The following is a 15,992-nucleotide window of genomic DNA, read 5'->3' on the forward strand; positions in this document are numbered from 1 at the left end:
GGATTATTCAGGATGGCTTCGTAAACCCCGCTCCTTCCAGTTCTCTATCTATGCTGCACGCTATCTATTAAACATTCGGTCTTTATCCTCTGCTTCCTACCATTTTTGAAAATTTTTATAATCTTACAAACCTCTAACTACTCATCCCTTGTTCAATGAAGCTCGATATAACCCTTCTGCCAGCTGTCTGATGGTTTGATACCCGTGGAGCTTTTCCAGCCACTCCTGTGGTACGCCCGCTGCACCATAAAATGCGCCGGCAAGCTGTCCATACACTGCGCCTGTCGTATCGGCATCATCACCCAGATTGACAGCAAGCAGCGCACCTTCCCGGAAGGAAGAAGATTTGGCGAACGCCCATAGTGCGGCTTCCAGTGATTTTACAACATAACCGCTACCCTGGATTTCCGGGGGCTCGCTTTCCAGATACGATCCGTCTGCAATTTCCTGAATCCGCGAGGACAGCGGGTCATTTCCAAGCCAATCTGTAAATGCATCCCGCCCCAGAATCTGCTCCTTTTCCCACCCCAGCAGCGCACCCAGGATCATGGCACCGAACAAACGGCAGGCGTCCAGACATTCTATCGATGCATGCGTCGTTCTGGAGCTCAGAACACTGTAACGTACCACTTCAGCCGGGTTTGAGGCAAAATACATCGGTATGGGAGCAAGCCGCATAATGGACCCGTTGCCGGCAGCCATCTTACTTTCGCTTCCGCAGTATCTTTCCCCCGTTCGCTCGAAGTGCAGGATAGCCTCACGGGTTGCATTCCCGATATCAAAGCAGGTTCCCGTGCTGCTCATGTATCCTTCTCGAAACCACCGGGAATAGCGCTTCATCTGATCCTCTGGATCAAATCCGGGAGCCGACAGCAGACTGTCGGCTAAACACAGCGCCATGGAGGTGTCATCCGTCCACTGTCCTGCCTGCAGATGAAACACACCTCCGCCCGTCATGTCCGCTACCGGTTCAAACGTTCCCGGCGGACTGAACTCCACCGTCGTCCCGAGCGCGTCCCCTGCTGCCAGGCCGAACAGACAGCCGTAATAACGGTCCAATCTCTGCTTCGATTCCTCTAACATCTGCGATCCTCCTCTACTTCATCTGATATACCATTATATATGTAATAAAGCATCACGAGTCAAAAAATGACACGAGATGCTTCGATTCCCATACTATTACTCTGCCAGCTCGATTGCGAGCACATGTACATCATGGTTCCCTTTCGATTCCGGAAGATCCACAATTAGTGTCCCAAACGGCTGCTCGAATGACACCTCACCTGCGCCAAGCAGTGTCACCGATCGGACTTGATCTCCCGGCGTTAAAGAGCGGATAATAGCACGATGATCCTCAGGCCAGCGCATTTGGAAGGCATACAGTGTGTTGCCGCGCTGGGTGAACCGGTAATCGGAGGAGGTCCAGGACACCTGATCCTCTTTAAAATGGTCAATGACGACGCTGGAGGGCCCTTCTCCCGAAACGCGGAAAGGTCTAGTGCCGTATACGGCTTCGCCATTAATCTTGATCCACTTGGCCATCTCTTTCAAGATATGGGTGCATTCGTCATCCAGCGTTCCATCCGGCTTCTGCGGGATATTCAGCAGCAGATTGCCGTTCTTCGCAATAATATCCACTAAAATTTCAATCACATGCCCCGGTTTTTTGTATACCGTACGGACATTATAAAACCAATCTCCGACACATGTATCCGTCTGCCATGGCTGCGGCTTGATATCCGGCTCCTGACTGCGCTCAATATCCAGAATCCCGACGGAATAGATTTCTTGGCGACGATCTTTTTGATTGTATACAGCCTGGTTCTTCCCGTTATGCCGCTTTGCGCTTAGATTGTATAGATGGGCTACCGCGTGGAGACCTGCTTCAAAGCTGCCATCCGCCTCGGAGCTCTCATGCAGCCTGCCGAAGGGCAAAGCGCCATCTGAATACAGCAGATCCGGTTCGTACAAATCAATAACTTCCTTGATAATGTCGAACCACCGCTGATGCCATTCTGAATTCGTACTGTACCATGGGTCCAGATCCCAGTAGGCTTTATTTTCATTATAATGCTCCTGGTTGGCCAGATAGAGGTCCTGGAATGCAGGGTCATTGCCGTCATAAGGGATATTAGCGTACGGTCCTTCCTTGTCATGGCCTTTGTTAAGTGCATACCAGCTGAAAGTTGCTCCCAGATGCTCGGTCAGCCCGAACGGAAGTCCTCTTTTGACGGCGGCAGCTTTCCACAGGCCTACAATATCTTTTTTCGGACCCATGTTGACCGAATTCCAGCGATGAAGCTTGGAGTCATAGTTGAAGAAATTATCATGGTGCATGGCCTGGGCGACAAAATACTTGGCGCCTGCATCTACATATAAATCCATCAGGCCTTCGGGATCGAAATTTTCCGCTTTCCATAGCTGCACTATATCCTTATATCCAAATGTCGAGGGGGGTCCGTAATGACGGGTGTGGTAACGATATTGATCCGAACCCTCATGATAGATTCCCCGCGCGTACCAGTCACCGTACATTGGTACGGATTGAGCACCCCAGTGAGACCAGATGCCCAGCTTGGCATCCCTGAACCAGTCAGGACATTCGTAAGTTCTTAACGATTCAAACGTCGGCTTAAAGGGTCCCTCTGCAATATGTACTTTCATCATCATCGCACCTTTCATTAATAGAATGAACTTACACTTATGGTAACAATATCGTGTTATGCTCTAACATAGATAAACCTAACCGGTATTTGTAGAATACTAACCTCTTATGATCGGGTGATCCTATGGATAAAGAAAAAACTCGCAGTCAGTTAATTGAAATGTACCTTGCCAGCCTGAACGTTAATGTCACCGCTATGGGCTTTAATCGGGTTGGCCAGGATTGGCGGGAAATGAATTACCGGCCAGATTACAATAAGTTTTATCTGATCATGGACGGGGAAGGCTGGCTTCAAATTGGAGACCAGGAATTGTGTCCCAAGCCTGGACAGATGGTGCTGATGCCTGAAGGCATCACCCAGTCCTATTCCACGACAGTAGCACAGGATTATACGAAATACTGGTGCCACTTCACCGCCAAGGTGGGAAGCCTGAACCTGTTTGATCTCATTCAGATTCCATGGCTGCTTGATCTCGGGGATGATCTGGATAAACCGGTGAGCTTTTTTCAAGATATGCTTCAGGAACAGCGCAGCAAGCACTTATCTGCGTCCCTGAATATGAAATCCAGCCTTTTGCGGCTAATTGGCTGCTATCTGGATCGCGCCAGCCAGGTAAAACTCCAAAATCCTCACTCAGAAACATCAACCATCCTGCAGGCAACACTCTCTTACATTGATGATCATTACCACCGGAACATTACGGTGCTGGAGCTGGCAGAGCTCAGTCATCTACACCCCAACTCCCTGATTCGGCTCTTCAAAAAACACTTGGGTACATCGCCCATTCAGTATGTTAACCGCAAACGAGTACAACAGATTAAATGGCTGTTAGCCACGACGGATTTGTCCTTGGCCGAAATCGGAGAACAGTCCGGTATTCCCGATGTCTCTTACCTCTCTAAAGCATTTAAATCTGCAACGGGATTTTCTCCTACAGCTTATAAGATGATGCTTCAAACCGCTGAATAAAACGGCGTCAGACCAAAATCAAAGAAGTGGTGGTACAGGGCAGGACCCTGAATACCACCACTTCTTTGTGTTATCTCGTAATTTTTATTACCAGTATCTTCTGCATTTACGCTTTCTGAGCATCCACCCATGCGGTTTGTAATGCGGCTTTCTGTGTGGTTTCTTGTAGCAGTATCCCATATCAATCATCTCCTTTTCGTTTATATAATGCAGTTTATTCATTCTCTTATATTGAAGTGTGGATGATTGAGAAGGTTTCAAAGATTCCACTTATCGACCTCTGCCGGCCATACAGTCCCCTCTGTAATTTGACATGTGCGTATTGCTGTTTATTTTGTTAGTTCCTTAGCCTTGATGTTTAAAAACTGGTGATCAAGCTTTGTATACAAATCGAAGGGTCAATGCCATGATTATTGGAATTAGCGTTGTGGTCTTTTTTCTTTCACTCTGGCTGGTTCAATTATACGTATGGTTTTTTTGTCCGCGCTGTTTGTTGGAAATAAGTTCAGCAACTAAACGTTATTTACCACTTGCATATAGAACACATGTTCGGTATATAATGAATGAAGAAATGATGAACTACCGACAGGAGGCGGATGTAGCCATGAAGACTTCACCGCTGCAGACGGAAGAAGAGCTCCTGCTGGTCAAGGCATGTGCCGTTCTGCCGGTGCTGCTGGATAGCCTGGAACAGGATCTCCGCAGCATGCAGGCTGCCGGGGTGAACAGCCTTTACATAGAACGCTTGAAGGACCTTCAGAAATCCATCATCACCCGCCTGACCCAGCTTAAGAAAAACAGCCGCGCCCGCAGCATCATCATTATGGAGACCCGGCGCAAGGAACATTCCCTGCAGATTATATATCAGTGCCGCGGATATCAGCACCAGATGGAGCTGCAGTGGGATTTTGTAAAAGCCGATATGGAGCGGCGTCTGGCCGGAGCGCTTCATCTGAATCTGGAATAAAAGGAGATGCTTTCTATGCCGAAACCGCAGCGTGTTATCTTTCTGGCCGACTGCCAATCCTTTTATGCTTCTGTGGAGAAGTCGGCCCATCCCGGCTATGAGCACAAGCCGCTTGTTGTCTCCGGGGATCCCTCCCGGCGCAGCGGCATTATTCTCGCTGCATGCCCGCTCGCGAAGGCTTACGGCGTGACGACCGCGGAGCCGCTGTGGCAGGCGCAGCAGAAATGCCCGGATGTCATCGTCACAAAGCCGCGCATGAGCGCCTATATCCGGGTATCACTGCAGATCATGAGCATCCTGGAATCCTATTCCGATCTGGTCGAGCCGTTCAGCATCGATGAACAATTCGTGGACGTTACGGCGAGCCTCTCCCACTTTGGCTGCACGCCGGTGGAGCTGGCTCGCCATATCCAGATGCGGGTTCGAGAGGAGACGGGCGTGTATACGAGAGTCGGGATCGGCCGCAACAAGATTCTCGCCAAGATGGCCTGCGACAACTTCGCCAAGAAGAACGAGACCGGGATTTATGAGCTGAACGAGAAGCATATGGATGCACTCTGGGCCTGCCCCGCGAACAAGATGTTCGGAATCGGCTCCCGCACCATGCGGCATCTGGCCCGTCTCGGGATTCATACGATCGGGGATCTTGCGCACACCCCCCTGGGTGAGCTGAAGCGAAAGATGAAGCGATATATGAAAAAAAACTGCGATATCTGGAGCGAGGTGCTGTGGCGCACAGCCAACGGGATGGACGATTCTCCCGTTACTCCGGATGCATTCGACGGGCAGAAAGGCATCGGACGGCAGACTACACTGCCGGTGGATTACCACGCCCGCGAAGATATTGACGTCGTGCTGAATGAATTGTCCATGCTGATCTGTGAGCGTGCCCGGGCCAAAGGGTATATGGGCACCGTGGTGCATGCCGGCGCACAGGGGGCAGACTTCGACCGCCCGGTGGGCTTTTCACGGCAGATGAAGCTCCCGGAGCCCAGCCAGATTTCCCGGGAGGTATACAGCGCAGCCAAGCAGCTGTTTGACACTCACTGGGACGGCGGTCCGGTGCGCAAAATCTGGATCTCTCTCGGCGAGCTGCAGGACGATGATGTTTACCAGCCCTCCCTGTTCGGGAACAGGGATAAGCTCCGGCATCTGGAGCATACCATGGATGGGATTCGCAGCATGTTTGGGCCGGCCTCCGTCTACTTCGGTTCTTCTTTGAGAAATACGAGCCAGCTGAAGTTTTTAAACACGAAGATTGGAGGACACTATAAATGAAGAAGCTGACAGGCAACGGATTATGGGAATCCAGCCGCATGATGCTGTTTGAGCACAAGGATGCCATTATATCCAAGCAGGAACACAAGCAGATCCAGAAACGCCCCGTACTTGACGAACAGCAGACCGAGCGGATTGCGGAGAAGCTCAGTCAAGCTTACCGCAGCAAACAGCAGGTACAGGTGCTGGTATTTGGGGATTACGGCAGCAGCCGGATGCGGGGGATGATCTCCCGTATTGATCCGCAGCTGCAGCGCATACGCCTCGGGAACACCTGGATTTCACTCTCTGATATCCTGGATGTTTCCGGGGAGAACGAGCGATTCGCATCCGAGACTGATTAATCCTGCCGGTCTCTTTAATCTCTCCTACAGCAGGAGGCAATTCTGCGCACCAAAAAACCGACACCCGAAAGGGCGTCGGTTTTTCATGATGATACGCAGTATGAGTAAACTCAAACATTAACAGCACACAGACTTACCTTCCAGACAGTGCTTCCGCATGCCGCAGCAGTACGTCCGCTGCCATTTCCGACAGATGCTTGCCACGCTGCGCACGGACCTGATTTTTGAAGCTCTTTGTATTTCCGTTCTCCAGCTTTTTCGTTAAGCTGTTTGCGATGCCTGCATTGCGGATCTCTCCATCATTCCAAAACTGTTTAACTAGCAGGATCATGGTATTCAAGCTGGTGATCGTGCGGAATGAGATTTCCTTCACAGCGGTATTCCCCGCAAGGTCAGCTCCTTCCACAGTGAAGACATGCTCTCCAAGCGCAAGCAGATGCAGCGGGATGGACTCACCAGGCTGAATCACATTCCCGTCAAGCTTGATGGCCGTCCGGCTATGATCCGGACCCGATACGACATCGTTCACATGAATAACCGGTGTCCATTTGCCGAAGGCATTCCATTCATCTCCCTGCTCTGGCATTTCTACCATGATCTCCGGTCCGGACCGGTCGATAGAAACAGAAAGCGACTGAATGCTTTCTTCCTGCCCCGCAGCGTTGGTGGAACGGTAGTACAAGCTGACCGCTTCCCCTTCCTGATCCAGCATGATCGGCCCAGAGTACGGGAACCAGGATGTGCCGTCATAGCTGTAGACGGTTTCGGTTACTGGTGAGCCTTCACTCTCCGCTGTTAATGTTACCGTAACAGGCGCCGTATACCAGCCGTTCTGTCCATCAGGCTGTTCCGGGGATAACTTGGAGGTCGTCTGCGGCAGCTCGGCATCATCCTCCCGACCTGGCTTAGGGAGAGCCGGCATCATGGTCGGATCCCAGTTATCTGATCCCTTCATCATCAGTGGAATCGTATACAGATTCGCTTCTTCCGGTGTAAGCTGCTTCGACCAGTTCACGCGGTCTTCAGCAGCCGCGCCAGGCCCGCTATTATTGAACTCATAATATCTGGCGGTCTTCTCGTTATCCGGTCTTCCCCAGTTGTGCCAGCCTTTCTTGTGTATGATTTCTTCCATGTCTGTATTCATAAACAGTACCTGGGCAAACGGCCTCCATGGACGTCCAAGGTACACGTCACCGATTCCATCGATACCGGTGATCTTGCTGTTGATAAACAAGAAGCCATAAGCCTGACTTTCCGGAGTGCTTGCAGCGGTAATATATCCGCCTGAGCGCACATTATGAATAATGCTTCGGTCAAAAACGGCAATACCCGGTCCATAGATGAAATCCACGGCTCCCTCGATATAGCTGTTCTCCACGTATACCCGCTTGCCGGTATTGTTCACAAAGAACGTATCCTGATAACCGATCATACGGACATTGTTGAAATAGGCGCGATCTCCCTGAAGATCCAGCGCAACTGCCACACCTTGTGCACCCGCACCATTCGCAAACGTGATATTTTCAGCGGTAAAATCATCGGATTCCACAGCGGTAGCCCGCTCATTGAATCCGGTGCCGGTAATCCGGGTATACGTAATGATCGTGTCTTCCTTGTTTTCTCCAATGAAACTAATGGCATGTTTCGTTCGCGGAACGGTCACCTGCTCCTCATAAATGCCGCTGCGGATGTAGATTATGGTCCGGTCTTTATTTCCCTCCGGAATGGAATCCACCGCCGCCTGGACACTGCTGAACATTCCCGTACCGTCTTTAGCGACTACAATGATCTTGGCAGGCGATGCTCCCTGCGGATAAGACCCGACTCCCGGACCGTTCTCATTCACCGACTGAACCGAATAATAATACGTTTTACCGGTGACGACATCGGTATCTGTAAACTCCGGCCGATTGAGATCCGAAGCAATGACCCTGCTGGCCCCGTCCCTTGATTCCGAACGCTGAACCTGGTAAGAAGAAGCCCCCTCCACGGCCGGCCAGGACAGTTTGACATGGTCCTTTCCGGGGGACAATTGAAGTTGATCCGGTGCAGGCACCGAACTGGCCGGATACGGAATGACCCGTACGGCATTGGAATTCGCACTGGAAGCTGTACTGTCTTTGGCAGAAACTACATAGTAGTAGACCTTTCCATTCTCCAGTCCACTGTCCTCATAACGGGTATCTGTTACCTGATCGGCGATCACCGTATAAGGACCCCCGTTCGATGTGCTTCGCTTCACCTGGTAACTGGAGGCATTCCCGGCAGCATGCCAAGAAATAACTGCCGAAGCATCTCCCGCACTTCCTGTAATGCCTTCAGGAGCCGGAAGCGGGGCTTCGGGGCGTACCGTGATCACATCAGATTCCTCGCTTTCTCCTGCAACACTGGTAGCTGTCACCACATAATAGTAGCTTTTTCCGTTTACAAGACCCATATCGCGGTAAAATGGTTCTGCTGTCTTCCCTGCATTGATATAAGGCCCTTCTTCTTTTTCGCTCCGCTTCACCGTATAGGTTACCGCATGCTCTACCGGCTCCCAGGAAAGGTCTGCCTGAGTATGGCGTCCCAGTCCCTGCAGTCCGCTCGGAGCCTGCGGCTTTACAGCGTTCACAGAAGGCATGACGCGGACCTGATTGGAAGGGTCGCTTTCTCCCAATTCACTGACGGCGGTGACCACATAATAATAGGTAGTCTCATTAACCACACTCGTATCGGTGTACGTTGACTCCGCTGCACTTATATCCGCCGCCACGGTCTCATATGGCCCGCCACTTGTTGTACTTCTTTTGACGGTATAGGTAGAGGCGCCGAGAGTGGAGTCCCAATCCAGCTGGACCTTTCCGTTCCCTGGAATCGCCCGCAAGCCCTTGGGTGCAGGTGCAGGCTCGATGTAAATCTTAAGATTGTCAAAATAATACGTCCCTTTGCCGGTACCCGGCGTTCTGCCGAACAGAACACTGCCGAGTCCCAGGGTACTCATATCATCTCTCAGTTCAACTCCCGTGGCGGCAAGTACGTTGTTCATATAAATATCCATGGTGTTCGATGCTGCGCTTGCAATTACCTTCACATTATGCCAGCGGTTATCTGCCGGCAGGTCTGTCAGTTTCACATCCTGACCGTTCTTGTTCTTGTACACCAGGGCATACTCATCTTCCTGGACCGGCAGCTGAGGCTTGCGCACTTCCAGCGAAATCGGCGTCTTCTTCTCTTCCGGATCCTTGACCTGCAGCAGAATCGACGTCCCGGGCAGTGCAGGGGACATAAAATCCGTCTCTACGACAACCGTGCCGGTCTGCAGAGGGAAATCCACCATAAAGCCCGTGCTGCCCACGGCATTATCGTATACTTTCAGCACCTTCTTCGAATCATTGCCTGTAGATTCTCCAGGCACTTCCACTACGGTTACCGTATGATCGGCATCCTGCGGATCTGGAATAACCCGATATCCGTCAGGCACCGAGCCAAGCTCAAGGTCCTCATAATGATCGTTAACGTAATATACCGTCTTGGGGTCATTGTCGGTAACAGCCGTAATATTTACATTAGAGAAGGTTGATGTATTGTACTTCTCCGTCTCGTTGTTAGCCTTCGAGGCGTCCGCCACGAGACCGACATACGCTTTGTCCGGCAGATCGACGTTCACTGTCCCCACAGATGTCCACTGGTTACCGTCCGGAGAGATCATGGAAGTGAACGAGCTTCCCTCACGCACAAGCTTAATCCAGTATGGCAGCTGAAATTCCTGCTCCGGCTGAATCCTTGCAGCCTGTTCTCCCACAGCCGAACGACTCAGCGTCACGCCTCTTTTGCCTGTTCGGATGTATGGGACGACGAGCGATGCAAATGGGACATCCTCACTCAGACTCTCACGGAACATGATTCCGGCTTCCGCTTCGGAATTTGTAGCGGTAACGCTTTCAATTTTGGCGGTGATCTCAGCATCCCCGGTAATTTCCTGGTAAGCAAAATGAAAAGCATCCTTGGCTCCGCCAATATCACCCGCCGACTTGACTGTGATATTTCCAGGATCTTCGCCAAGCTGGGTATGTCCCGGAATTCCGGGGCTGCCTACATCGGCGGATGCCCAAGGCTCAATGCTGCCTTCCTTGTTTACATGAACAACAACATTGGTGGAGAACGCGGCAGTGCCTGTATCATCTATCGCTTTAACAGCCCAGTAATGGGTTCCATCCTCAGCATCGCTCCATTCGAAGGAAAACGGCAGACTGTCATCCTCCCCGACCTTCTCTCCGTTCCGGTAGAACTCCACCTTCGATACGGCTCCGTCTTCATCGGATACGGATGTTTCGATACGGACGTTGGAACCGGCCTTGACCACGGCATTGTTTGCTGGTGCGGTAATCCATGCAGAAGGATTGGCGGAACCGTTTCCTGTAATGGAATTCAAATACAGCTCCAGGTTCGTATATCCTTCTTCATTGACCTCATTGCGGTCGCTCGGATCATTCGGATCAAGCCCATGTGAAATTTCCCATTCATTCGGCATCCCGTCATGATCGTCATCGGCAAGTGTAGATACGACCGGCTCAATCACCGGATAACCTCCTACCTCATTTTGCGAGTTGATATGAGTTCCGGTGCGATGAATCACATCAGAGATAATCCTCGCATCAACAGCATCCCGCTTCGGAAGCGTAGCTCCGGCGTCCTGCATCACGGCTTCGTATGCCTCTTCGGCGGATTTGTCCGGCAGACGATTAGCGAAGACAGCGGGTTCTTCCAGCTTCACGTAATCCGGGTACTTATGTACACCGGCCCAATTGTCTTTCGTGTACTCCGGATATCCGTCCATTACATTTCCATCAATATAATAGCTTCCCGTCGTCTCCGCATTCATAAACCGGATGACCTCGGTTTCCGGACCGGGTTTGTAATAGTTGTTAATCAGATTGGTAACCGCCCCTTTGCCTCCGTAGGAAGCAAAGTATCCCCAGTTGTAGACCACATTGTTGCGGAAATCGTGAGAGTTGCCGACCGTGCTGTCGAAGGCAGGGTTACGGCTGGAATTGTGTGCAATCAAATTATGATGGAAGCTCGTGTTTTTGCCGCCCCAGATCCCGCCGTACCCATGTCTTCCCTTGACATGACGGCTGATATGCATGGCATCGGCGATCACGGACCACTGCACCGTCACGTTTTCATTCCCGTAAGGACTAAGCACCTCGTCAACAGACCAGCTGAACGAGGAATGATCGATGATAATATCCTTCTTGTACCGTCCGCCAAAGGCATCTGCCTCGGTCTCATTCATATCTCCAAGCCGGAAACGCATGTAGCGGAGAATCAGATTATTTCCCTCAAAGGATGCTGGATACCCGATGACCGTGATGCCATCCCCCGGAGCCGTCTGGCCTGCAATAGTAAGATTGTCGCCCCTGATCTTTAAGGGTGATTTCAGTTCGATAACACCGCCGACCTTGAAGACCACAGTCCGGTTTCCCATGCTGACTGCATCCCGAAGCGATCCGGGACCGGAATCGGCCAGTGTCGTCACCTCATATACATCGCCGCCTCTGCCGCCAGTGGTATACTTCCCTCCTCCTTCAGCCCCCGGAAATGCAGGCGTTTGAGAAACATTCATCGGCTTTACCGGTTCAGGACTCTCCTCAGCATAAGCCGCTCCCCCGGAAAAGCTGGTGCACAGCATGGCAGCGACAAGAACCTGTTTCAACCATTTAGCTGCTCTCACATTCATACCTCCCTATGATTTTAAGTAACCTTGCAGCTGAATATAAATATAATTGAATCACCCCCTTTCCTTGTTGTGTTACAACTAGCTAACTGATAATGACCTCCTTCGGATTCACTTCAGAGGAGATCATAATTTGATGGCCCTGACCGGCTTTCAGATCACTGCATTCAATTTGGCGGGACCGTTCTCCTGTAACCACCAGCAGGCGGTCATCCGGCGCGGATCCTTCCCCCCGGACATTTGCTGCTCGGATATTCTGGCTCTGGTGAAACGTAAGCAGCGGCGTCTCTTGAGTCTGGAGCACAATATCCTGCAGAATCAGGTTCTTGGCGTTACGGCATACAATCCCTTCATTACTTGTGATATTGAGCTGCTTCACTGTTACATTCTCCACAGGCATTTCCGGCAGACCATTGATAAGCAGCGCGTTCTCTGCACCGGTACATACAATGTCATGGATCATGATATCCCGGAACACCGGAGTTTCAAGAGTTACCGGCAGGATGGATTCCTCCTGGTACTCTCCTGAGCCGGCTTTGCCCTCATAATACAAGTTGAACGAGATCGCATCGCCTGCGATATGCCACATCCGGATCCGTTCAATATGGATATTTCCTACTACTCCGCCGCGTCCGCGGCAGCTTTTGAAGCGAATACCGATGTCGGTCCCGATAAAGGTACAGTCCGAAACGTAAACATCCTTGACTCCGCCCGACATTTCACTGCCCACGACAATGCCGCCGTGACCATGGTATACTGTGCAGTTTCGTATAGAGATCCGTTCACTCGGTTTACCGAGCATACGTCCCGCTTCGTTTTTACCGGACTTGAGACAGATTGCATCATCTCCGACATCGAACGAACAGTCGTCTACGGTCACGTATTTGCAGGAATCAATATCCAAGCCGTCTCCATTCTGGGCATACCACGGATTACGTACGGTAATGTTACGTATCGTAATCTGCTCCGATGCCCATGGATGCAGGCACCAGGCAGCAGAGTTTTGGAAGGTAGGGCCGCTCAGGAGTATTCGCTTACAATTTCTCAGGCTGAGCAGGCAGGGCCTCAGGTAATCTCTCGCCGGTTCATAATCTTGTGGAAGATCACTGCCGGTTTCTTCAATCCGGGCTACCATCTCCTGCCCATCCCGGGCAGCCGTGGTAGGCCACCAGGTGCCCTTCTCATCCACCACCCCGCCGGATTCAGTCAGCTGTTTCCACTGCTGATCAGTCAGCTTGCCTTTCTTGGCGGGTCTCCAGGCTTCGCCGTTTCCATCAAAGATACCGCTGCCTGTAATTGCAATATCCTCTAATCCTTCACCATCCAAGGGGGATTGGCAGCGGAACATCTGCCGTCCCTCATAGGTGGACATCAGGATGGGATAGTCTTCAAATTTCCGGCTGAATACAATAAGCGCACCCGCGGAAGCGTGCAGCTCGATCCGGCTCTGCAGCGTTAACGGACCGGTGAGCCAGATCCCTGCAGGAATGATGACCTTTCCCCCGCCTGCCTTGGTACAAGCTTCAATCGCCTGGTGAAATGCTGCGGTATTATCGGTTACACCGTCCCCCGCTGCGCCAAAATCGGAGATCGTGACCGAATGGTCCGGAATCAAAGGCAGGTCGGGGCTGATTGTTTCTTCTGTTAAGTTAAACATAAGTACCTCCATGGATTATGAGATCACAGCATCGACTTTAGCGGGAATAATGGTATATACTTCGCCTTTTTGAGCTGTGATTTCCGTAATAGAACCACGACGCTCGACTGGGACTTCTTTGCCCTGGGCATTTACAACCCTCACAGGCTGCTCTGTATAGAGACGGCATTTCTGACCTTTCTCCGAGATCACGACCGCTTCAGTGAGACAGCCGCCGTTCCACTTCATGTCGATCCGGAAGCCGCCTCTGGCACGCAGTCCCTGTACATTCCCATCCGGCCAAGCCGCAGGCAGTGCAGGAAGAAGTCGAACATGATCCAGGTGACTCTGTATCAGCATTTCGGCAATTCCTGCCGTTCCGCCGAAATTACCGTCAATCTGGAATGGAGGGTGATTGTCGAACAGGTTCGGAAGCGTCGATTTGGCCAGCAGCTGCTTCGTGTGTTCATACGCCTCTTCTCCATCTAACAATCGGGCCCAGAAATTAATGATCCATGCCCGGCTCCAGCCCGTATGTCCTCCGCCATTAGCTAGGCGCCGCTGCAGTGTGATTCGGGCGGCCTCCGCTAAGTCAGGTGCAGCATCCGGACTGATCGTCGTACCCGGATGAAGAGCGAACAAATGCGAGATGTGCCGATGCCCCGGGTCCTTTTCTTCATAATCCTCCAGCCATTCCTGCAGCTGGCCATGTCTTCCGATCTTCATCTTGGGCATCTGCTTCAGTGTTTCCATCCATTCTTGACGTGCATCCTCATCCAGGCCCAGCTCTTGACTTGCCTGGATACAAGCATCAAAGAGCTCGGTCAGGATCTGGGTATCCATGGATGGGCCGTAGCACAGCGTTCCGGATTCTCCGTTCGGCAGCTTATACCGGTTCTCCGGGGAAACGGATGGATTCGTCACGAGATACCCTTCCGGGCTCTCCACCAGAAAGTCCGTAAAGAAGAGTGCTGACTCCTTCATCGTCTCGTAAGCTCTCTTTAAGAACTCCGGATCGGGATTGAATCGGTAGTGCTCCCAAAGATGGAGTGCAAGCCATGCTCCGCCCATAACCCACTGTGTCGCAGGCGGATAAATATCCTGCGGTGCGGTGTCTGCCCATATGTCTGTGTTATGATGAGCGACAAATCCCCGGCATCCGTACATTTTTTGTGCCGTGATCCGGCCGTTATCCCTCATGCGTTCCAGAAGCTCAAAGAGCGGTTCATGACATTCAGCCAGATTGCAGCTCTCTGCAGGCCAGTAATTCATCTGGATATTAATGTTGATCGTATATTTGCTGTCCCAAGGCGGAGACATGGAATCATTCCAGATACCCTGCAGGTTGGCGGGTAAAGATCCCGGTCTGCTGCAGGAAATGAGCAGATATCTCCCAAAGTGAAAGTACAGTGTATATAATCCGGCATCGTCATCTCCCGCCTGAACACGTTCCAGCCGCTCATTTGCAGGCAGGGCGCTGCAGTCACCTTTCGAGGAATCTCCAAGCCCCAGCTTCACCCGGTGGAACAGTTTCTGATAATCCGTAGTGTGATCGTCTCTCAGAACGCTGTAGTCCCGGGCTGAGGCCTGTTCAAGCAGCTTGCAGCAGTGCTGCTCGGGATCATTGACACGGAACGTGCTGGCTGCCGCAAGAATAAACACAACCTCGTCAGCCTGATCCACCAGCAGATGCTCACCGATGACACGGACCGATCCGCTGGCGGTGATCGCCTTTGCTGCAGCGCTGTAAGTTAATCCGTCTTTTCCTCCGCAATCATTACTCATGATGATGGTGTCATCGCCATGCCGATGTGAAGCATCCATATGCTTTCCTTTTTTTCGTTCAAATCTTGAAACAAGACTCAATGCACCGGGACGGTCGGCCTGCAGCCGGATGACCATCACCTGGTCCGGATAGCTGCAAAATACTTCCCTGCGGAAGGCAACGCCTCCGTATTGATAGGTTGTGACCACCATTGCTTTATCTAGGTCCAGTTCTCTGCGGTAATCAGTCAGCTCTCCTTCCGGATGATCAACCTGGATGCAAAAATCCCCCGCGGTCAAATAATGTCTCTGGCTCCGGGGCGTCCCGGAAAAAGCCGTCTCCGACAGCCGATGCGCCTCCTTCAGCCTTCCTTCAAACAACAGCTGGCGAATGAGAGGCAGGTTCTGTAGAGCATCGGGGTTATTCCGGTCTCTCGGACCGCCATACCACACCGTATCTTCATTAAACTGAATTTTCTCCTGCTCGACCGTGCCGAACACCATCCCGCCCAATCTTCCATTTCCGATAGGCAGCGCTTCGTTCCAGTTCTGTGCCGGCTTGTCATACCACATTGATGTTTCTGAAGTTAGTGACATTGCGTCCTCCTGTTTATATGAATTAGAAATGACTTCGTTCTCAGTATAAAGG

9 protein-coding genes are annotated in these 15,992 nt (G+C 51.6%); 4 read left to right on the top strand and 5 right to left on the bottom strand.

The window, feature by feature from the left end:
* Window positions 1–141 precede the first annotated feature (141 nt).
* Both HII30_RS02240 and HII30_RS02245 read right to left on the bottom strand, forming a co-directional pair.
* The gene (locus tag HII30_RS02240) at window positions 142–1,083 is read right to left on the bottom strand and encodes an ADP-ribosylglycohydrolase family protein (RefSeq protein WP_169503313.1); all 942 of its coding nucleotides are present in this window, start codon (window positions 1,081–1,083) and stop codon (window positions 142–144) included.
* Between the two features lie 96 nt (window positions 1,084–1,179).
* Window positions 1,180–2,664, bottom strand: a complete 1,485-nt coding sequence (locus tag HII30_RS02245) for an alpha-L-fucosidase (protein ID WP_169503314.1) — start codon at window positions 2,662–2,664, stop codon at window positions 1,180–1,182.
* A 125-nt stretch (window positions 2,665–2,789) separates the two neighbouring features.
* Here HII30_RS02245 and HII30_RS02250 point away from each other — a divergent pair, with 125 nt between their 5' ends.
* The 4 genes from HII30_RS02250 (at window position 2,790) to HII30_RS02265 (ending at window position 6,224) form a co-directional block, all read left to right on the top strand.
* Window positions 2,790–3,635, top strand: coding sequence for an AraC family transcriptional regulator (locus HII30_RS02250; RefSeq protein WP_169503315.1), 846 nt, complete (start codon window positions 2,790–2,792; stop codon window positions 3,633–3,635).
* A gap of 604 nt (window positions 3,636–4,239) precedes the next feature.
* Entirely contained in the window at window positions 4,240–4,602 is a 363-nt protein-coding gene (locus tag HII30_RS02255) for a YhjD family protein (protein ID WP_169503316.1), read from the top strand.
* Between the two features lie 15 nt (window positions 4,603–4,617).
* The gene (locus HII30_RS02260) at window positions 4,618–5,880 is read left to right on the top strand and encodes a DNA polymerase IV (protein WP_246245962.1); all 1,263 of its coding nucleotides are present in this window, start codon (window positions 4,618–4,620) and stop codon (window positions 5,878–5,880) included.
* Window positions 5,877–6,224 (top strand): YolD-like family protein, encoded by a 348-nt coding sequence (locus HII30_RS02265; RefSeq protein ID WP_169503318.1) that lies wholly within the window; start codon window positions 5,877–5,879, stop codon window positions 6,222–6,224. Before HII30_RS02260 ends, HII30_RS02265 begins: the two co-directional genes overlap by 4 nt.
* Window positions 6,225–6,357: 133 nt before the next feature.
* On the opposite strand, the gene HII30_RS02270 is transcribed toward HII30_RS02265, so the two are convergent.
* The 3 genes from HII30_RS02270 to HII30_RS02280 form a co-directional block, all read right to left on the bottom strand.
* A complete protein-coding gene (locus tag HII30_RS02270) occupies window positions 6,358–11,940 on the bottom strand; it encodes a pectinesterase family protein (RefSeq protein WP_343045050.1) in 5,583 nt (1,860 codons plus the stop codon).
* 88 nt (window positions 11,941–12,028) lie between these two features.
* Window positions 12,029–13,600 (bottom strand): glycoside hydrolase family 28 protein, encoded by a 1,572-nt coding sequence (locus HII30_RS02275; RefSeq protein ID WP_169503320.1) that lies wholly within the window; start codon window positions 13,598–13,600, stop codon window positions 12,029–12,031.
* Window positions 13,601–13,615: 15 nt separating this feature from the next.
* On the bottom strand, window positions 13,616–15,940 hold the full coding sequence (locus HII30_RS02280) for a glycoside hydrolase family 95 protein (protein ID WP_169503321.1): 2,325 nt from the start codon (window positions 15,938–15,940) through the stop codon (window positions 13,616–13,618).
* Window positions 15,941–15,992 lie beyond the last annotated feature (52 nt).

This window comes from Paenibacillus lemnae (genome assembly GCF_012933385.1).
GTDB classification, from domain to species: domain Bacteria; phylum Bacillota; class Bacilli; order Paenibacillales; family Paenibacillaceae; genus Paenibacillus_AQ; species Paenibacillus_AQ lemnae.